The organism is Thermoanaerobaculia bacterium, assembly GCA_035593605.1.
GTDB lineage: Bacteria > Acidobacteriota > Thermoanaerobaculia > UBA2201 > DAOSWS01 > DAOSWS01.
This window is the reverse complement of sequence record DAOSWS010000014.1, coordinates 40,578-60,809: the sequence shown is the minus strand read 5'-3', so window position 1 is coordinate 60,809 and position 20,232 is coordinate 40,578. Positions and strand designations below refer to the sequence as shown.

The window sequence follows — 20,232 nt, the reverse complement described above, 5'->3', positions numbered from 1 at the left end:
TTTTTATGGAATGAGGCTCTTGATCAGCGGGCTTTTTGATTCACCCGATAGGGGACCAGCCTGGAAAGATTGCGGATCTCCTCCAGGTAGAGGATCTGGCCTGTCGCCGAATCAAAGAGCCATGCTCCCTCGGTTTCACCATTTCCCTTCACTTTGGGGACGGCTGTCATGACCCTGGGTCCCCCCACCTGTGCCGGAAACCAGTCATAGATGTTGCGGGGGGTGATCTGAACCCTTGTCCGGTTCGGCTTTCGTACATCGTTGATCAGCGCCATCTTTCCGGATCCCACATCCACGACAAAGACGTGATCGGTAGCCCCTCCACTACCGAAGACCGGGATCAGGACAAAACGGCGGGGACTTGCAACAGCGGTGTCCCGGGGAAAGAAGTCGAAGAGGCTGATCCTGTATTTCCGGACAGAGAGTATATCCGAATCACGTTCCACATCGCCCACATAATACAGGGTACCCGACGCATTATCTGCCAGGAGGAAGGCCTCAGTGGCTTCATTTCCCGCCTGAAGCTCCAGGGCTGAGACCGATCCCTCCATTGTAGGAAGTTCCGTTGTGGGCCGGGATGGAGGCGTCGATTTCATCTCCTCCATTCGTGCAAAGTAGAGGCCCCTGCCAGTGGTTGCGTGATAGATGTAGGCACCCTTGGTCTTTCCGGAAGATCCCCGACGCATCAGGAGAGCGTAATTTCCATCTGAACTGGCCAGGACTGAAGCTGGACGATCCAGGATCTTCCGGATCTTTCCGTAGAAAGACTGGGTTTCCAAATCGGTGATATAAGCCATGGATCCCGTTGTGGTGTCAACCAGGAGCAGAGCCGTGACATTTCCTCCGCCTTCCCGGATTTCGCCGACCAGGATCTGTCCCGGGCCTGCCGGTGTGCCCGGTGTCCGTCCCAGGGCCCGGAAGACGTTCTGATTCAGCTTCCTCGTTCGAACCGAAAGAGGAGACAGTTTGACCCGATCGATGAAGAAGGCGTTTCCCGTGTCCAGGTTGATAAAGAAAATTCCCTTGGTGGAGTCATCGTTATCATACTTGGGTACGGCCAGAAGGGGAGAGACGAGCTCCTGTTTATCGTCCGAAACCGAATCTGCCGGCAGGTCGAAGTCTTTTCCCTGTTCAGAGATTTCACCCGAAAGGGTGAGAGTGATTTCTCCAAGATTGTCTGAAAATATATCGTCATTAAACCCGAAGGAAAGCCAGCCATCTCCAGGTGCGGTGAATGTTGTTCCACTTCGACCGGCGTCGAAAATGTTGCCTTCAAAGTTTCCGAGGAGCCGCATCAGCGGTAATCCCTGGATGGGAAGGCAGGGTTTGTTCATGATTGTGCTCGCGAGACCTGAGCAATTGACAGCGGGAAAGGATCCGCCAGCCTTAACGGTTCCCGTTGCGGAAAGTGTTACCGTCTGCCCGGATTTCAGGAATACGGTTCGGACAGGAGGTATACCGTCTTTCCGGCACATCTCCTTTGTGACCATGGCCTTTCCGGGGATCGTGAAGGTGGCAGAGGATTGAGATCCATCTTGAGCTTGAGGTTCTGCCTCCCATGTGTCGATCTCTTCTTCGGACGGTGACGTTTCTATTGATTGTGGTGTGATCTCGATTCTGGCTTCCTCCGGAGTCCCGGAAATGTTGCAATGTTTGTCGAGCGCTTTTCGGGCCTCTTCATAGGTGGAATAAGTTCCATAGACCCGATCCCCCGGAAGGATTCCCTCGACTCCCACTACTACGACACACTGTCCTGATTCCTTCCGTTTCAGGGCGAGGAACTGTTTCGGAACTGGGGCTGTATCAGAAACCGATACAGACGGAGGGGCAGGAGAGACCTGGGAGGATGGGACGGGCTCTGAAACGAGGGATGTCTGCACCCGGTCTGGTGAGGGAGGGGAAGGGTTGTCGACAAAGAGAATGTCCGGTTCCGGTGTTTCAAAGAGGGAACGTCTCGGTGAAGTCGTGGGATCGAACGAGGTTTCGATGACGCCGGAGGACGTAACCGTCGCGGCCTTTCCGGCAGGGAGGACCGTTTCCCCACGGGGAGTCCGGGCACGGACATCTCCTTCCAGAACATGGACCTTCACCGTGCCGCCTTCTTTGACTTCTACGGTCCAGACCGTGCCTTCGGGGGTGTAGGTCCCATTGGGAGTTGTGACTGTGATGGCACCACGTACCCCCATGATGCCGTCCAGAACCTGTACCTCGGTTGCGGAATTGAATCGGAATCTGGTTCCCTGGGGTACGGAAAGCTGGATCATCTCTCCCCTTGTCGTATCCGCCATCATGACAGCGAATGGGTTTCGAGTAATGAGAATTTCTTCACCGATCAGAATTCCGTGGAGGGTTGTGCTGTCTTTTGCTGTGAGTGTGTGCCCGTTCACAGTGAACATGCCCCCGGCGGAAGTACGGGGCATGATCGTAATTTCCGGCTGGTCGGTGCAGGGGAGAATGTTGAGACGGGTTGCAGTCTGTCGCAGATCCGTTGTGGGAATCCCTCCATATTTTTCCTTGAGTACAACCCACTCCCGCATCGTTCGTGCCGGGATCCATTTCGTGAACCACGCATCGTCCTTTTTCATGAGCATGACCCGCAGGTAATCTCCGAAAACGAGAGGGGGACTGCCTGTCAGGGTCGATCCGTAAAGGGTTTTTAAAAAGGTGGTTTGAATCCCTTCAATCCGGCATCCCCCGGAAAAGGCCAGATTCCTGGCTTTCTCTTCGGTGTCGAATTCGGCAAGATATCCGCGATTAAAATAGACCGATTGTGAGAATTCAGGATGGCGGTCCTTCAGAAAATGAAACATCAGAAAGGCAAAGAAATCGGCCGTAGCTTCGTTGAAAGAGGTAACCCTCTGGGAGAGGCCGGAGGAAGTGTCGGGGGCGGACCACGTGGTATGTCTTGACCCCATCCCCTTCAGGAGGTTGTAAAAGAGTTTTAATTTTGCCGTCTCCACCAGGCGCTGGTGGATAAAATGCCCCATCTCGTGAAAGACAATCGCGTAGGCCGGGTCGATGTCGTGGATGGGAGAGGCAACCCGATAGGGGTTTCCATCCCAGTATTCTCCCGCAGAACCTGGAATATGAATCTGACCGGGAGGATCGAATTCCAGCATTGTGTAATTGGGAACCATTCCCGTGCTACCTTCCCGGAAGGAGAGGGTGCTCAGATCCCCAAGGAGGTGTCCCCGTGCTCCTGACGTAAGGGGCATGGCCTCGATGAATTCACGGACATATCCTTTTACCCGGGCTTCATGTTCCAGGGGGCTCAGAAGATCCACCTTTCCGATCTCAAGAACTTCCCCGGCCTGCAGGTTCCCCTTCAGGGGGATGTCCAGCTTGCTTCGAGCCCCGTCGTTCCAGAAAATGTGGTAGATATCCTTGACGCGCGCGAGTTCCTCCGTCGTTGGGATTCGGGCGAGGATGAAAAATTCTCCCTCAGGATATTCCTGTCGCTGACTATGAACCTGGGTGGAAGAGAGCAGGTGGGCGAAACGGGGCATGAGTACGGGAGGAGAAGGATTGTAACGAGGCTCCATGTCCGGTCCTGTGGTCACACCATGGATTCGGACCAGTCCCAGAGGGAGAGGATCTGATTCGGCGGTTTTTAAAGACCCTTCTTCCCCATCCAGGGCGGCTTCCACAATGATGGAAAGAGGGATGGTGTCCAGAAAAGTAACATCCGTTTCCCCTGGCTTCCGCGTCGTAAGGGTTGTGGAGCAGGTTCCGGAAGAATCCAGTTGGAACGAGGGATTTTCCAGCGAGATGAAGGAAGCCCGGTGGTGATCCCGGATGGACAGAGTGCCGGAAACACCTGTCTGGGGCTGTCCCTGGGAGTCGGTGGCTTTTATGGTGATCACCGCATTGCCTGGAACGGGAATGTACCCGGTTTCGCTGCATGTGATCGTAAGGGTTCCAGTCTTAGATTTCTGTTTGAGGACAGGATTCCAGGTTTGTGTCCTGGAAGATGCACCCGAAGAAGCGGCCACCCGGTAAGATCCTTTGAAATCGGTCACAGTGGAAAGGTCGAGATTGGTAAGACTGATGTGAGCTCCGGAAATGGGAGCCCCCGTGGAGTCTGTCACCGTGCCTGCAACAGCCAGAGTCAACGGATCGGTATTTTCGATATCCATACTTACTTCTGTACTCTCATACCCATCTGCGGTAACGCGAATCGTAACGCGGGTCCTCTGCCCATGCTCTGCAGGCATACCGTCCGGATTCCAGTCTCCCGGATAGAGAAGGTTGTGAAGACCCCGGGCGAGGAGGGGAACCAGATCCAGAGCACGCTGTTCCTCCTCCAGGTCATAGAGCAAGGTGTGACCAAGACTGTCAATGGCCTCTCTGTCGATCGCCCCGTGAAGGTTGATAGTCACGGTCCCGGAAACCAGACCGTCGATTACGAAATCGGCGGAAATTCGTAAACTTCGGGCTGAACTCCATAGGTCCTGTCCGCCTCCGTCTACAGATCGGCCCTCCCGGATAATGACCTGTTGAATGAACCAGCTCTTACCTTTTCGCCCGTGGAGAACCTGGACATCGCGAACGCAGCCCTCAAAGTTACCGATACTACATTTGCCATGGACCCGCCAGTCTTCCCCTCGGGGATCGGGGGCGTAAAACCCGGGTTCCTCCGGGCACAGTCTTGCATTCCGGAATCGTTGCAGCGTCTCTTCATAATTCATGGTCCGGGGAGGATTGATTTCCATATATGACAGCCCGTTGGAAAGAGTCCGGATCTTTATGTTTTCCCGATTCAGATCCAGGGCACGAACGAGCTCTGGACTCTTTTCCGACCAGTAAAGAATTCCGCACAGGAGAGTCTGGATCCGTAACCGATCTTCCTGCTTGGTGTTGGAGGGAAACACCATTGATTCAATCGCCGGTGAGCAGGTGGAGGTGGAGTTCCCACAGGAATGGGAATACTCAAACCGAATGCGGCATTCGGAACTGTTGTCCAGATCGATCTTTTTGTCGATATATTCAGTGATGGGTGCCAGGCTGTGAGCTTTCAGTCTCTCCATGGCAAACCATGCGATCGACTCTCTGGCCGTTTCCTGCCACCAGCGGACTCCCTTTATGGAAAGGTGCGTTACCTCCCTCCCACCACTTTCCCCGACGTTCGGGATGGGACTGCCCGACGGGATCGTCGCCAGAAGGATATTCTGAATACTGCCCTCTGCACCCTTGGGATAACAGGCCCCTGATATGTAGGTGGCCCCCTGCTCTTCACACCAGTCCTTCAGGCTGTAGGGGCACGAAGGTGTAAGTTGGATGGGGCCTTTGTAGATTTCTTCTCCCCTGATTCCTGCTCCAGCCTGAAGGATAAGAGCGAAAAGTATCAATCGAAAGAGGTCGACTTTCGATTTCTTCATCATGTCCCCCCTCTGTTCTACCGTCGCAAATCCGTCACTGAAGCCACTGGTACTTTGCTTTCAGTTCTTCGATGATCCTGAGCAGTTCGCCCTTTTCGGAATTCCAGAAGGCGTTGACATCCTTGATCGCCTTCCGGCACGGGGAAATATTCGCAAACTGATCCTGCATCCATTTTATCTCACTCGTGAGCTTCTCGGCCTTCGGCATGGGACATTTGGGCGGCCTGCAATGTTTTCCCAGGCTCTCCAGCTTGTAAGGACTGGCGGGAAACTCGCCCTTGATGAAGAGGGGACCCATAGCGCTCATGTATTCCCCGGGGGAGAACATGCAGTAGGTGTTGAGGGGATGGAAGTGCTCGTTGGCGTCCATGATCCTGGAAAGTTTCGGTCTGTCTGCGGCCTGGATTGTGTTCCCCTCAGTAAACCGGTTTCTCGAATAGGTGCTCACAATCCGCTGGAGCGGTTGTGCATCCTCTTCAATTCTGTCCACCTGCTTCATCAGCTCATACATGGCATCCCGCTTCGGTGCGTACTCCGCCGCTGCAGCCTTGAACTGATCCTCACAACCGGTGCATACCTCCACGAAGTGGCAATACTGGGTGCTCTTGCGCTGAACCCAGACCGGGAAGCTCTGGACCAGCGTGCGGTAATAGCTTTCGATGGCACCCGTGGAGACGGCTGACGTTTCATACTCTGGAACCTCCGTCTCCTTTCTGAGTTTGCAGTTCACCTCCATCGTTCCTTTCGCCCGGGCGTCGGCGAGGGAGGGTTCATCCCCCAGGCCGACCGGCACGACAGTGAGGATACGGAACCGGGTCTCCTTCTTGAAGGAGAGCGTCGCAGTCACGGAAGCCGTGGTATCGGAGAGGGCACCGTGAAAGGTGCTGTCCGCGCTGATATACCCGTGGGATCCCTGCTTTTCGAAAGAAAAGACCGGCGCGTAGAAGGGAAGAGTTGAGCCGTTTTCCTTCGTGAAGGAGACCGTGCAGTCCACCGTTGCTTCTGCTTCCTTGTTTCGTTCCGCCGGTTGAATCTTGAAAGATCGAGCCTGGCGAGGGGGAAAGGACATGGACGGGGCGTCCACGCTCCACGTTTGCATGATCCCGTCCGTCGTCACCGACACCATCCCGGGATTGGAAATTGTAAAGGGTAGCTTACGGTTCAGCCGCGGGTCGATTTCCTTCGATCCGTCCACGAGAAAGGCAACGACAAAAGCCTTCCATGCCTCTGTGAGAGAAGAATAATCGACACTTTCACTCTGCATCTGCCGTCCCCTCCGCTCGATGGCCCGGCGGAGGGCCAGGTAGGCGGAGAACTTCGTCTTGTTCTGCACCTGGCGAAGGCATTCCTGGAGGATTTCGTAGAATAGCTCGTTTCCGTAACGGCGGCGGAGGAAATCGAAGAAAACCCCCGCGCTGTAACCGTCTTTCGCCTTGACCACGTTTTGAAGCCCGATGGAGTAGACCTCCTTGTTCAGGATGGGGCTGTTCTGGTCCGGAACAAAGGTGGGAGCTGTCACATAGGCGTGCTCCGTTGCCGAGGATAGGGCTTCGTTGATCCACCCATAGGGGACCTCTCCGCCGGTTACCCGGGTCCAGAAAGACTTTTCACCTTCGTAAAGAGGCTGAATAAAGTGAAAGAGCTCATGGACGATCGTGGCCGTGAGTTCGTTACGGCTGTAGTTTGCAATGCTGGAAGGGATGTTCAGGTCGATCCACTTCCCTCCACCCTTTCCCTCCTGGAAGAGTCCGTAGGTCACCTCATCGGACTTGATCCCCACGTAGTAAACATCCAGCTTCGCCGGAGATGGTGGGTAGCGCAGGGAATAGCTCCCGATAAGAAACGACCTTGCCTTTTCAAGCTGGGCCAGGGTGTAGGTGACGGTATCGTCGGGAATCAGGCCCTTCTTGTAGTGGAGGACAAAGTGATCATTCTCCTTCTTGGACAGCATCATCCGGGTGGCGTCGTCCCAGACAAGAATGGTGACGCCGCCTGCCAGGGTGATGAGTCCCCAGACGATAAAGGAGTTGTGGTTCAGTGTTGCTTCAAAGGTACCGGTTGACGGGTCGTAGTCTGCGGCGTGCAGATGCCAGGTTTGGTAGGTTTTGTCCTTAGTGAGGCTGTAGCTCTCTTCGTAGAAAGCTAGGGCTACACGTCCGCGGTCTTCCGGGGGGATCACTACATTCTCCGGCATTCTGACACGGACAGCCCCGGGAGCGGACACTTCATCCACAGGCTGAATGGATACGAAGGGGGAGAGGGGTTGAACGGGACTCTCCGGTAAATCCGTGCCGGAGACTATTTTCGCCGTGACCGTTCCATCTCCCGTTGCGTAGACATCCACCCAATCAACTTCGGTTTTTTGCCACTCCATGGCAGGAGCAGGAGGCAGGAGTGGAGGAGGTTTTTCCTTTTCAGGAGGGGGAGAGGGGGGAGAGAAGGTCTCTCCTGCTTCCAGAACCTGGAAAGATCCACACTCCTCATAGAGAAGGATTTCGGCCATGACCCGGGAGAGGTTTCCTTCAAGGATTGTGTCGCCGGGATTCAGTCCTGCCACGCCCTCGATAAGCCAGCAATCTTCTTTTCGTTTCACGGCAAACCAGTCTCCAGCTTCCTGGAGAGGAATGGGGCAGGATTTTCGGAGAATTTCGAGGCCTTCCTGGATGGAATAGGGGCCCCCATAGACATGATCCCCGGACTTCATGTGGGATATGTTTGCGATAAGTAGACAGCGCTGTTCACTGGCCCGGTAAACGGCGTAATAGCCGAAATCCTTTCCCGGGGAGAGTACCGGAATGGACAGGATGAGAATACACAGGAAGAGCAGGGAGTTGGAAAAGGGAAGGTGGATACGAAGGGAGAGCTTCATTCTCGTGGAGTCTGAAGATCTTTTCCGGCTATCATTTCCCCCTTTTGGCCCGAGAGGATGTCCTCGACCCAGCCGTAACGGTTTCAAGGGGTTATTTCTGCAGAAGATAGCCAGCCCTCCTGTGCGGATGATGCCGAAGAAAAATCTCCGACATCCTCACTCTACCAAATCATGCCGTATGTCGCAATTAGTTGCAGGTATGTGGCCTGCGAAGATGGCTACTTGTCCTCTTTTAATGAATCCGCAGATTGGTTCTGTAAAGAAGATTTCTCCTGTTCGGCCGGAGAGAAGGAAAGCGCCACGGAGTTGATGCAGTACCGAAGACCCGTGGGCTCGGGCCCATCTTCGAAGACATGGCCCAGGTGAGCCCCGCACCTTGCACATCGGACTTCGGTACGAACCATGCCGTGGCTTCGATCAACCCTTGAAGTGACGGCGTCGGGCCTGATCGGACGCATGTAGCTCGGCCAGCCGCTTCCACTTTCGTACTTGTCATCAGAGGTAAAGAGAGGGGCTCCGCAGGCGATACAGTGGTAAATCCCCTCGTCCTTCAAATAGTAAAGGGCGCCGCTGAAGGGAGGCTCGGTACCGCATTGACGTGTAATCCGGTACTGTTCCGGAGTTAACCGTTCTTTCCATTCATCTTCAGTAAGGTTGATGGTTTCCGTCATGGAGGTGCCTCCCGGGTCATCCACAGTCGGGGATTGCCGGGCCAGGGTGGGGCTGCAGGCCAGGGTTTCCAGGAAAAGAATAGCAATAAGCGTTGCGCGGGTCATCGTAATCGTAACGAGGAGGGAGGCTCGACTATTCCAAACTTCACAGGATGGGAAGACGTATAAAATACATGTCCTGATCATCCTGAGGGGGAGACTTTTATGGGCCGATTCTTTTTTTCTTTCATCTTTCTTGCCTTGATCCATTCACCGATGGTTGCGTCCGATCCACTCTGGCAAAAGGCCGTGGATCTGGCTGCGCTGAATCGGGACCGCGTCCCCGGCCTCCTGGATATGACATCGAAGGTCATGGATAAGAAGGGGAAGGTTGAGGATCTTCAGGAAATCAAGACGAGGCTCTTTCTGGGGGAGACGGGGGAGGTAGAGAGTGAACTGGTAAGAATCGTAGCGAATGGAGAGGATATTACGGAAAAAACACGGGCCGATATGGAAAAAAGGGATCAGGGAAAGAAGGATGAGAATTCCGGAGAAGTGACCATGGAATTTCAAACTGCCGGGATTTTTGATCCCGCCAGCCAGGACCGTCTTACTACTCGGTCTACCGGGCAAAAAGCGTTCGTTGATGGACATTCCTGCATTGGATATACCTTTTCCTTCAAGGAGAAGGATGGAACTGTTCTTAGCGGTACTGCCTGGCTGGAAGAAGGAACCGGGATTCCCATGGAAGTCCAGTCTACTCCCGATCCATTGCCCAAACATGTAAAGTCCATGAAAACCACTCTGAAATACGAAGTTCAGAATAATCGATGGGGATTGAGAGAAATGGTTGTCGAAGGTGTCGGTGGAATGCTCTTCATTAAGAAGAAATTCCACATGACGACAACCTTTTCCGACTGGTTCGAGGCTCCTACGTCGACTCCCTGATTACCCCCTGGTCGGATCCCACCGGTTCGTGATCGGCATACGACGATCTTTCCCGAATGCCAGCGGTGTGATTTTGATTCCGGGCGGGCTCTGGCGTCTCTTGTATTCCGCCCGATCCACCATACGAATCACCCGCTGTACAAGCTCCCGATCCAATCCTTTCTGGACGATTTCCTCTATCGGAAGCTGCTGCTCAATGTAAGCAATAAGAATGGCATCCAGAACGTCATAGGGGGGGAGCGTGTCCTGGTCCGTCTGGTCGGGCTTTAATTCAGCCGAAGGAGCCTTTGTCAGGATCCGGGGTGGAATAAAGGCCCTCTCGGCAGCCTCGTTCCTCCAGCGGGCCACGCGATAGACCATCGTTTTGTAAAGATCCTTGATGACGGCAAATCCGCCTGCCGTATCTCCATATAGCGTGCTGTAGCCGACACTGACTTCACTCTTGTTACCCGTGGTCAGGACGAGATATCCGTGTTTGTTGGAAAGGGCCATGAGAATCATGCCGCGAATACGGGCCTGCAGGTTTTCCTCGGTGATGTCCTCCGGTTTTTCTCCAAATTCGGGCTTCATCGTCTGGAGAATCGACTGGTACGGTTCGGTAATGGGAATTGTGCTCAGATCAAAGTCGAGATTACGGGCCAGAACTTCCGCGTCTTCGATGCTGTGGCTCGAGGTGAACGGTGAGGGCATCGAGACACCATGAACGCGATGGCAGCCCAGGGCATCCACGGCAATGGCCGCGGTGAGAGCGGAATCAATGCCTCCTGAGATTCCAATGATGACATCCTTGAACCGGTTCTTCTCAATGTAATCCCGGGTGCCCAGAACCAGGGCCTCGTACACTTCTTCGGCAGGATTCGGTGATTGTGTTTCTTCCGTGCGAGAGGGGATTTCCGGCAGAGTGGAAGAATGTTCGAGATCGATCTTGACGACCTGAAGAGGCCATCGTCCGGTCCACGCCTCTCGGTCCCTTCGAAAGGCCGGATCGCTCCTCGAAGACCGGATGGCCTCGATGTCGATATCGGCAAGCAGGAGATCCTCCCTGAATTGCAGGCCCTTTGTCAGGGGGTTGCCTTCATGGTTTACAACCAGGCTGTTTCCGTCGAAGACCAGTTCATCCTGTCCGCCGACCAGGTTCACGTATCCCACGGCGCCCCGGATCGTCGAAGCACGGCTGGATAGCATGGAGAGTCTCTCCAGCCACTTGGTGTGATGGAAGGGCGAAGATGAGATGTTGACAACGATTTCAGCATCTCCAAGGAACCCCTGTTCCTCCGTCACGCCTCCGGGTATCCAGATATCCTCGCAGATATTGATGCCAATCGTGATTCCCTGCCAGTCCATGACGACGATTCTGTCGCCGGCTTCAAAGTATCGCTTTTCATCGAAGACGCCGTAATTGGGGAGAAATATTTTGTGGTAAACGCCTGCTACTGCTCCTCTGTTTAAGATGGCGGCTCCGTTGAACAACTTTCCATCTTTCAAGTGCGCAAATCCAAGGATGACGGCAAAAGATTCAATCCGTAAGGCGATTTCCTCGACCGCTTCCTCCTGCCGCCGAATAAAATCGCGGCGGAGGAGAAGATCTTCGGGTGGGTACCCGGTAATGCAGAGCTCGGGGAAAGCGACGATATCAGAACCGGCATCCCGGGCCCGGGATATCGAATCTAGAATCCTGATTTTGTTGCCTTCAATATCTCCGAGGGTCGGATTGATCTGGGCAAGGGCCAGGCGAATCATGGGTCTATTGTACCCTTCCCATGAAGAGTCCGCCAGCGGCCCATCCCTTACAGGGCTCGGACTCTCTGAAACTTTCATATTTTGCTGTTTCCATGTGTCGGAGGGGAGGTGTAGAGACTGTGATTCCCGCTTTGAACAGGAAGTGAGGACTGCTAGGCAATCCCCGGCCTTTGGTGTAAGATGGACGCCTATGGCGCATCATTTTTCCAATGGAACCCTGCCCCGTCATATTGTCATTATCATGGACGGAAACGGCAGGTGGGCCAAAAAGCGGGGACTTCCCAGAGTGGTAGGGCATCGGGCCGGAATCAAAGCAGTCCGTGACACTGTTGAAGCCTGCGCGGAGCTCTCCATCGGCTATCTAACCCTCTTCGCCTTCAGCGTAGAAAACTGGAAGAGGCCCAAATCCGAGGTGGAGACACTCATGAATCTCCTCCAGGAATATCTGGACAAAGAACTCCCAACCCTTATGAAAAACAATATTCGGTTCGGTGCCATCGGACGTCTTGGAGATCTATCCCCCGAAGTCCAGGCCCGGCTGGAGAGTGTGGTCGAAAAGACTTCGAAGAATACGGGATTGCAATTTTTTCTGGCGCTAAACTATTCCGGCAGGGCCGAAATCATCGATGCAGTCAACGCTGCTATAAGCACAAACCAGTCGCACGCTCTGACGGAAGATGAATTCAGATCGTTTCTTTACGCACCTCATGTACCGGATCCCGATCTTATGATCCGGACATCCGGCGAGCTTCGGATCAGTAACTTCCTTCTCTGGCAGCTTGCCTATACGGAAATTTATGTCACCAAGGTCCTGTGGCCCGATTTTCGCCGCCGGCACCTCCAGCAGGCACTGGAAGCATTCTCCACGCGGGAACGAAGGTTTGGCGGGATCGACAATGAAGCGTGAGCTGACAGCTCTAGTTGGAATCCCCGTCATTCTCGCCATCCTTATCCTTGCCCCGCCCTGGGCCTTCATGGGGTTGGCAGCGGCAGCCGCCAGCATCGCCCTGGCTGAAGTCTGCAGGATCTTTCAGCTGCGCCAGAAAAGCTATCTGGTGTGGCTCGCCCTTCCCCTTGCGTGGATGTGGATGGGGGGCATGGTGCTGAACTGGCCCCTTCTTCCCCTGCTCCTCGTTCAGACATTACTTCCAGCCATTGCAGTTCTCCTGGTTTCAGGAGACCTCGAACACAGGTACCAGAGCCATTTGATGATGACGGTTCTGCCCCTTTTGATCGGGATTCCCGCATCTTACTTGATGCGATTGCGATCGGAGTTCGGATCCTCGGAGGGGATTAAGACCATACTCCTCCTGCTGGTCCTGGTCTGGGTGGGGGACAGCGCAGCCTACTATGTGGGGAAACATTTCGGGAAACGAAAGATTTCTCCCCGCGTAAGTCCCAATAAAACAGTTGCGGGAACGCTGGCCCTCGTCCTTACCTGTCTCATAGTGACCATGGCCTGGGCGAGGATGTTCGAACCCCGTTTCTTCCCATACTGGGCCGGCCTGGGTGGGATCACTGTCGGATTGACTGCTTTCTTTGGTGATCTTTCTCAGTCGCTCTGGAAGCGGGTTTTTCAAGTCAAGGACAGCGGAACCTTCTTTCCGGGACATGGGGGTTTCTGGGATCGAACGGACAGCCTCTTCTGGTCTGCCATTCCTCTCTTTTACCTTCTGACGCTCTCATGAAACGGCTTGCGCTGCTTGGTGCCACGGGAAGTATCGGGCAAAGCACACTCAAGGTGGTCCGGGCCCACCCCTACCGTTTCTCCATCACCTCGATCGCCGCAGGAAGAAATGCCGAACTGGCAATCTCTATCATTCAGGAGTTTCATCCTTCCTATGTCGCCATGGGGGATCCGGAAACTGCGGAACGGGTGAAATCGTCCTGTCCGGAAGTAACGGTCGAATCCGGCCCCCGTGCCGTGGAAAACGCGGCCCTTCATAATGACGTTGACCTTGTCGTGGCCGCCATCGTAGGGGAGGCCGGGCTCCGATCCACCTATGCCGCGGCAAAGGCTGGACGACCCATCGCTCTGGCCAACAAGGAATCTCTCGTGATGGCAGGCCCTCTCTTTACCCGGCTGGGTGTTCCCCTCCTTCCCGTCGATTCGGAACACGCGGCCCTTCATCAGGCCCTGCGGAGTGGAAAATCCAGCGAGGTGCGGCGGCTGGTTCTGACCGCATCCGGAGGTCCATTCCGGACCCGTGCCCTGGACACCTTTGATTCCATTACCGTCGACGAAGCGCTGGCCCACCCCACGTGGGCGATGGGGCCGAAGATTACCATTGATAGCGCAACGATGGTCAACAAGGCCCTGGAAGTGATTGAAGCCCACTTTCTCTTTGGTGTCGAACCTGAATATATCAACGTACTCATTCAGCCCAGGAGCCTGGTTCACGCCATGGTTGAATTCAGCGACGGGACCCTTCTCGCCCAGCTTTCCCCCAACGATATGGTCTACCCCATCCAGTATGCTCTGACCTATCCGGAGCGCCTTCCCACGCCGCCGGGTTACCTCGATCTCTCCACGCTCGGCAGCCTGGAATTTCTCCCACCCGAACCGGGACGCTATCCGGCACTGGCATTGGGATACGCCGCTCTCAAGATGGGAGAAAGCGCCCCCGCCGTTCTTTCCGCAGCAAACGAAGAGGCTGTGGACGCCTTCCTGCATCGTCGAATCTCGTTCCCCGCGATTTCCAGGGTTCTGGAAGGCGTTCTCTCGCGCCATGAGCCCTTCGGACTCTCGACTCTGGATGATGTGACCCGGGCTGCTGCCTGGGCCCGCCGGACAGCACGAGAGGAAATAGAACAGAAATTCTAAAGGTTGATATCATTACAATGACTTACATCACTAGCCTGCTTGCCTTTCTGGTTGCCATTGGAATCCTGATCACAATCCACGAGCTGGGCCATTTTCTCATGGCCCGTTTGTTTAAGTTCCCCACGCCGGTATTTTCCATCGGTTTTGGAAAAAAATTGCTTTACAAACAGTGGAGGGATGTGGAATTTCGTCTTTCTGCCATTCCCCTGGGAGGCTATGTAAAGATCCTTGGAATGGGATACGATGAATCCTCCATCGTCTCGGGGGACGAACCCCAGCTCCGGGGAAAACGATGGCAGCGGGCCCTGATTCTTCTGGCAGGCCCCGGAATGAATATTCTTCTGGCCCTCCTGCTCATCGCAGGGGTCTACATGGTGGGTGTCGAAGCCCCCGCCTATCTCAATGAACCGCCGGTCATCGAGTACATCTTTCCCGATTCGCCTGCTGTTCAGGCCGGGTTTCAGATCGGAGACCGGATCGAGGCCCTGGGAAACAAACGGATTCAAACCTGGGAAGAATTTCAGATGCAGTCGGTTATTCTGGGAGGAGACACGATTCCGGTTACGGTGGAGCGGAATGGAGAGCCTCTGACCCTGCCCCTGACGATTGAAAAGGTAGGGAACTATGATCTCGGATGGGTAGGCGTCAGTCCGGCCATCTATCCCGTGATCGATCAGGTCACGGCCGGCGGGCCCGCGGACATGGCCGGTGTGAAGCCGGGAGACCGGATTCTGGCCCTGAACGGTGAGCGGGTTACCTACAGCCGCTTTTCCGATATGGTGTCCTCCCTCCCCAATGAAACGATTTCTCTCGAAATCCAGAGAGGTTCAAATACGCAGACTCTGGATGTGACCCTGGGTGAGCAGGATGGCCGCGGACTCATGGGGATCATGTATCGGCTGGACGAAGGAGCCTTCACGATCCGGCGCTACGCCCTCATCTCCGCTCTTAAGATCTCTATCAAGGAGAACATTCGTGACGCGACCTTGGCGCTAAAGATTGTTCAGCGTCTTCTGCGTGGACGCGGTTCGCTTAGACAGATGAGTGGTCCCATCGATATCGCCCGCTACTCCGGAGAGGCCCTCCGCAGCGGATTCAACGATTTTATAAATCTGCTCGGCCGGATCTCCCTCCAGCTGGGAATCTTTAACCTTCTGCCCATCCCTGTATTGGACGGCGGCTATCTTCTGATCCTTCTGATTGAAGGTGTCCGAAGAAGGGAACTGCCGCTCAAGCTGAAGGAAAGAGTCCTGACAACCGGCTTTTACCTGCTGATTACGCTCATGGTGGTTGTTCTCTATATCGACTTCGTTCGCAACGTTTTTTGAATCAAATTTTCCTGATCAACAACAGATGGAGGAACTTGCTCTGAAGTGGTAAAATGGAAGACCCGTCACAGGGGTCATGAAAGGTTGTGGTAACTTTCACAAGAATGTCCAGGAGAACCGAAGGGGGGTACGCGTGAACCATACGCCGTTGTTTGAAGAACAGGTACGACTCGGCGGCCGGATGGTGGAATTTGCGGGCTTTATGATGCCGGTCCAATTTTCCGGTCTAGTCGATGAGCACATGGCGGTGCGGACGGCTGCGGGGGTCTTCGATGTGTCGCATATGGGGGAAGTGGAAGTGAAGGGACCCGAAGCGTTTGAATTTGTCCAATCCATCACCACCAACGATGTGTCCAAATTATCCGTGGGACGGGCGCACTACACGTCCATGCTGACCGAACGGGGAACATTTGTCGATGATCTTCTGGTCTACATGCTGGCGGAGGACCACTTTTTTCTCGTGATCAACGCCGCCAACGCCCCGAAGGACATTCAATGGATGCGGGATCACAATCCGATGGGCGCGGTCATTGAGGACCGCTGCGCGGCGTATGCACAGATTGCCGTCCAGGGACCCAATACGGAGGCCATTCTGCAGCCCATGGTGGAGGCCGATCTTCCTGCCGTCAAATACTACCGATTTACCATAGCAAAGGTAATCGGACGGGAAGCGATTGTTTCCCGGACCGGATACACCGGTGAGGATGGGTTCGAGATTTACTGCTCCCCGGAGGATGCGGCCCCCATTTACCGGGAACTCTTCACCCACGGGAAATCTCAGGGTTTGAAACCGTGCGGCCTTGGCGCCAGGGATACGCTCCGTCTGGAAGCCTGCATGGCGCTCTACGGTAACGACATCGACGATGCCCACACGCCGTGGGAAGCCGGTTTGGACTGGATCGTCAAAATAGATAAGGGAGACTTTATCGGCCGTCCGGCCCTGCAGGAACAGAAGGAAACGGGGATCACACGGAAACTTGTCGGGTTTGAGATGATCGACAAAGGTATCGCCCGGCATGGATACCCCGTTGTAATCGGAGATGAGGTCACCGGCGAGGTTACGTCGGGTACGCAATTGCCGTTTGTCGGAAAGGCCATGGGAATGGCCTATGTTCCCGTCGCACATACCGAACCCGGTACGGAAATCCTGATCGATATCCGGGGACGCAGGCTGAAGGCCCGTGTTGTCCCCATGCCGTTCTATAAACGTCAAAAATCCTGATAAGGAGGATGGTAATGGCCGAACGTAAGTACACCACAACACACGAGTGGGTCGAACTTGAGGACGGTAAGGTCCGTTTCGGAATCACAACCTATGCTCAGGAACAGCTGGGTGATGTCGTTTTCGTCGAGCTTCCTTCCGACGGGGAAACGGTCTCCCGCGGGGAAACGATGGGCACGATCGAATCGGTAAAAGCTGTGTCGGATCTGTATGCTCCCGTTTCGGGGACGGTGGTCGAATCGAACGGTGAACTTGAGGCCAGCCCGGAGCTGGTAAACCAGGATCCCTATGGAAAGGGATGGCTCGTGGTTGTCGATCCTTCCGATGCGGGTGAGCTCGAAGGATTAATGGACGAGGCATCCTACGCCACATTTGTTGCGGAGGAAAAAGAAAAGGAGCACTGAGATGAACCACCCCTATTTTCCCCAGGGGGATCAAGACCTTCGGGAGATGATGGAGATCGTCGGGGTTTCGTCCCTGGAGGATCTCTTCCGGACGATCCCGGAATCCATCCGGCTGAAATCACTCCTGAACGTCCCGCGGGCTCTCCCGGAACAGCGTCTTGTCGCCCATCTGGATGACCTCAGCCAGCGCAACTGCCTGGGGGAAGCGTCGAAGAGATTTCTGGGAGGCGGCGCGTACAGCCATTACATACCTTCCATCATCGATACGGTCCTTCTTCGCGCTGAATTCTATACTTCGTACACGCCCTATCAGCCTGAAATTTCCCAGGGAGGGTTGCAGGCTCTCTTCGAGTTTCAGACCATGATCGCGGGTCTTACGGGAATGGACGTGGCCAATGCCTCCCTGTACGATGGAGCCACAGCCCTCGTGGAAGCCGTGATGATGGCGGGGCGTGTGATTAAAAAGAAGAAAACCGTCCTTGTCTCCCGGACGATGCATCCCCAGTATCGACAGGTTCTGACGACCTACCTGCAGAACATGGATCTGGTCGTCAAAGAAATTCCCTTCCAAGGAAGCGGGAGTGTCGACCTGGCGGCCCTGGCAGGCATGGTGGACGAAGACGTCTTTGCCATTGCCGTCCAGACCCCGAACTACCTGGGCGTGATCGAGAATCTGAAGGAGATTCAGAACCTGCTGGGAGATCGAAAGATCTTCAAGATCGCGGTAACCAGTGAAACCCTGTCTCTTGCACTTCTTGAACCGCCCGGCCATTTCGGCTTCGATGTGGCCTGCGGAGAGGCCCAGTCCTTCGGGATTCCCCTTTCCTACGGCGGGCCCTACCTGGGATTTTTCGCGACCCGCCAGGAATACCTTCGCCAGCTTCCGGGAAGGATCTGCGGAGAGACCCGGGATTCAGAAGGGAAGCGGGGATTTGTCCTGACGCTCTCCACCCGGGAACAGCATATCCGGAGAGAGAAGGCGACGAGCAATATCTGCACGAACCATGCTCTCTGCGCGCTGGCGGCAACCGTGTACCTGGAATTGTACGGCCGGAAGGGGCTGCGTCAGCTTGCCGAAGTCAATACCATCCGGGCTCACCACCTGCGCAGCCGGCTGGAAGGGATCGACGGGATCTCTTTCCCCCTGGCCGGCCCCATCTTCAATGAATGTGTAATCGGCCTTCCGGACGGAAAGCATGAAGAACTGCAAAAGAGAGGCTATACGATCGGTCCCGCACTGGGAGACGATTACCCGGAATTCAAGGATCACTACCTGATGGCCGTAACGGAAATGAACGAACCTGAATCCCTGTCTGAGCTTGTGGACGCCGCCAGGAGTCTCTCATGAAGACCGATTTTAAAACTCCCGAACCCCTGATTTTTGAGCGTTCCCGGTCGGGAAAAGAAGGAATCCACGTGGTTGAATCCGGCGTGGAATCCCCGGGCATTTCCAATCTCCTGCCCGCGGATCTGCTGCGCAGCAAACCGATCCGGGAACTTCCCGAGGTAAGCGAGGTGGAAGTCGTCCGCCATTTTACCCGGCTTTCCCGATTGAACCACGCAGTGGATCTCGGTTTCTATCCCCTGGGTTCCTGCACGATGAAATACAACCCGAAGGTCAACGAGTGGGCGGCCCGTCTTCCCGGATTTGCCTTGGCCCACCCCCACCAGCCCGACATTGCGGTCCAGGGAACCCTGAAACTCATGGAAAACCTGGAAAGCCTCCTGAAGGAGATCACGGGATTCGCCGGCATGACCCTCCAGCCGGCCGCCGGGGCCCACGGAGAGCTCACCGGGGTCATGATGATCCGGAAGGCCCACGAGGACCGGGGGAACCCCCGGAAGACGATTCTGATCCCCGATTCCGCCCACGGAACTAATCCAGCGTCCGCCGTCTTTGCCGGGTATGAAGTGAAAGAGCTGAAGTCCAACGAGCGGGGAACGGTGGACATGGATCAGCTTCGCCAGCACCTCAACGAGGATGTGGCGGCCCTCATGCTCACCGTGCCCAACACCCTGGGTGTCTTCGAAGATGAAATCATGACGATTGCCGCCCTCCTGCATGAAAAGGGTGCGTACCTTTACTGCGACGGAGCCAATTTCAACGCCTTCATGGGAATCGCCCGCCCGGGAGACATGGGCGTGGACGTCATGCACCTGAATCTACACAAGACCTTCTCCACACCCCACGGGGGGGGAGGTCCCGGCGCCGGACCGGTGGGCGTATCGACACCTCTCGTCGACTACCTTCCCGTCCCCAGGGTTGTCCGCACGGGCGAACAGCAGTACCGTCTATCCTGCGATTTTCCAAAGTCGGTGGGCAGGGTCCGCTCCTTTTTTGGGAATGTCGGGATGCTGATCCGTGCCTACACCTACATCTGCGCCCTGGGAAAAGAAGGTATCAAAGGGGTATCGGAGCGGGCTGTTCTCAATGCCAACTATCTTCGGGCCCGGCTGAAGGATGTCTTTAACCTGAAGTACGATTCCCCCACGCTTCACGAGGTGGTCTTTGACGATACGAGCTACGCGTCCAGGAACGTGAAGAACATGGACATCGCGAAGAGGCTGCTTGATTTCGGCATCCATCCTCCGACGGTGTCCTTCCCCCTGATCGTCCATGGGGCCCTGATGATCGAACCGACCGAGACGGAGGACAGGGAAGAGCTGGATGCCTTTATTGCGGCCATGAAGCAGATCGCGAAAGAGATCGAAATGGATCCGGAATTTGTCCGCCAGGCTCCCTACACCACGCCGGTTCGCCGTCTGGATGAAGTGGCGGCGGCTCGGAATCCCATCCTGCGGTGGTGCCCTGATCCGGAGGAAAAGCCCTGAGAGTAGGCCTTACAAGATCGATAATGATAGCCCCGTG

At 55.2% G+C, this 20,232-nt stretch carries 13 protein-coding genes; 9 read left to right on the top strand and 4 right to left on the bottom strand.

What is annotated here, in order from left to right; genetic code table 11:
* Nucleotides 1-23: 23 nt before the first annotated feature.
* From PLD04_08495 to msrB, 3 genes are all read right to left on the bottom strand, one after another.
* Entirely contained in the window at nucleotides 24-5,378 is a 5,355-nt protein-coding gene (locus PLD04_08495) for a hypothetical protein (GenBank protein ID HXK68373.1), read from the bottom strand.
* 34 nt (nucleotides 5,379-5,412) lie between these two features.
* On the bottom strand, nucleotides 5,413-8,247 hold the full coding sequence (locus PLD04_08490) for a hypothetical protein (GenBank protein HXK68372.1): 2,835 nt from the start codon (nucleotides 8,245-8,247) through the stop codon (nucleotides 5,413-5,415).
* A 218-nt stretch (nucleotides 8,248-8,465) separates the two neighbouring features.
* On the bottom strand, nucleotides 8,466-8,918 hold the full coding sequence (gene msrB, locus PLD04_08485) for a peptide-methionine (R)-S-oxide reductase MsrB (protein ID HXK68371.1): 453 nt from the start codon (nucleotides 8,916-8,918) through the stop codon (nucleotides 8,466-8,468).
* A 204-nt stretch (nucleotides 8,919-9,122) separates the two neighbouring features.
* Between msrB and PLD04_08480 the strand changes: the two genes are divergently transcribed.
* Nucleotides 9,123-9,845, top strand: a complete 723-nt coding sequence (locus PLD04_08480; GenBank protein ID HXK68370.1) for a hypothetical protein — start codon at nucleotides 9,123-9,125, stop codon at nucleotides 9,843-9,845.
* On the opposite strand, the gene PLD04_08475 is transcribed toward PLD04_08480, so the two are convergent.
* Complete coding sequence (locus tag PLD04_08475) at nucleotides 9,846-11,585, bottom strand: NAD+ synthase (protein HXK68369.1); 1,740 nt, start codon at nucleotides 11,583-11,585, stop codon at nucleotides 9,846-9,848.
* A 190-nt stretch (nucleotides 11,586-11,775) separates the two neighbouring features.
* On the opposite strand from PLD04_08475, the gene PLD04_08470 reads away from it, so the two are divergent.
* From PLD04_08470 to gcvPB, 8 genes are all read left to right on the top strand, one after another.
* Nucleotides 11,776-12,492, top strand: coding sequence for an isoprenyl transferase (locus PLD04_08470; protein ID HXK68368.1), 717 nt, complete (start codon nucleotides 11,776-11,778; stop codon nucleotides 12,490-12,492).
* Nucleotides 12,482-13,273, top strand: a complete 792-nt coding sequence (locus tag PLD04_08465) for a phosphatidate cytidylyltransferase (GenBank protein ID HXK68367.1) — start codon at nucleotides 12,482-12,484, stop codon at nucleotides 13,271-13,273. Before PLD04_08470 ends, PLD04_08465 begins: the two co-directional genes overlap by 11 nt.
* The gene (gene dxr, locus PLD04_08460; GenBank protein ID HXK68366.1) at nucleotides 13,270-14,409 is read left to right on the top strand and encodes a 1-deoxy-D-xylulose-5-phosphate reductoisomerase; all 1,140 of its coding nucleotides are present in this window, start codon (nucleotides 13,270-13,272) and stop codon (nucleotides 14,407-14,409) included. Before PLD04_08465 ends, dxr begins: the two co-directional genes overlap by 4 nt.
* 17 nt (nucleotides 14,410-14,426) lie before the next feature.
* Nucleotides 14,427-15,737: an RIP metalloprotease RseP gene (rseP, locus tag PLD04_08455; GenBank protein ID HXK68365.1), complete on the top strand. Its 1,311-nt coding sequence runs from the start codon at nucleotides 14,427-14,429 to the stop codon at nucleotides 15,735-15,737.
* Nucleotides 15,738-15,870: 133 nt separating this feature from the next.
* Nucleotides 15,871-16,959, top strand: a complete 1,089-nt coding sequence (gene gcvT / locus PLD04_08450) for a glycine cleavage system aminomethyltransferase GcvT (protein HXK68364.1) — start codon at nucleotides 15,871-15,873, stop codon at nucleotides 16,957-16,959.
* A 14-nt stretch (nucleotides 16,960-16,973) separates the two neighbouring features.
* Nucleotides 16,974-17,363: a glycine cleavage system protein GcvH gene (gene gcvH / locus PLD04_08445; GenBank protein HXK68363.1), complete on the top strand. Its 390-nt coding sequence runs from the start codon at nucleotides 16,974-16,976 to the stop codon at nucleotides 17,361-17,363.
* 1 nt (nucleotide 17,364) lies between these two features.
* Nucleotides 17,365-18,711, top strand: a complete 1,347-nt coding sequence (gcvPA, locus tag PLD04_08440) for an aminomethyl-transferring glycine dehydrogenase subunit GcvPA (protein ID HXK68362.1) — start codon at nucleotides 17,365-17,367, stop codon at nucleotides 18,709-18,711.
* A complete protein-coding gene (gene gcvPB, locus PLD04_08435; GenBank protein ID HXK68361.1) occupies nucleotides 18,708-20,195 on the top strand; it encodes an aminomethyl-transferring glycine dehydrogenase subunit GcvPB in 1,488 nt (495 codons plus the stop codon). The genes gcvPA and gcvPB overlap by 4 nt, the downstream gene beginning before the upstream one ends.
* Nucleotides 20,196-20,232 lie beyond the last annotated feature (37 nt).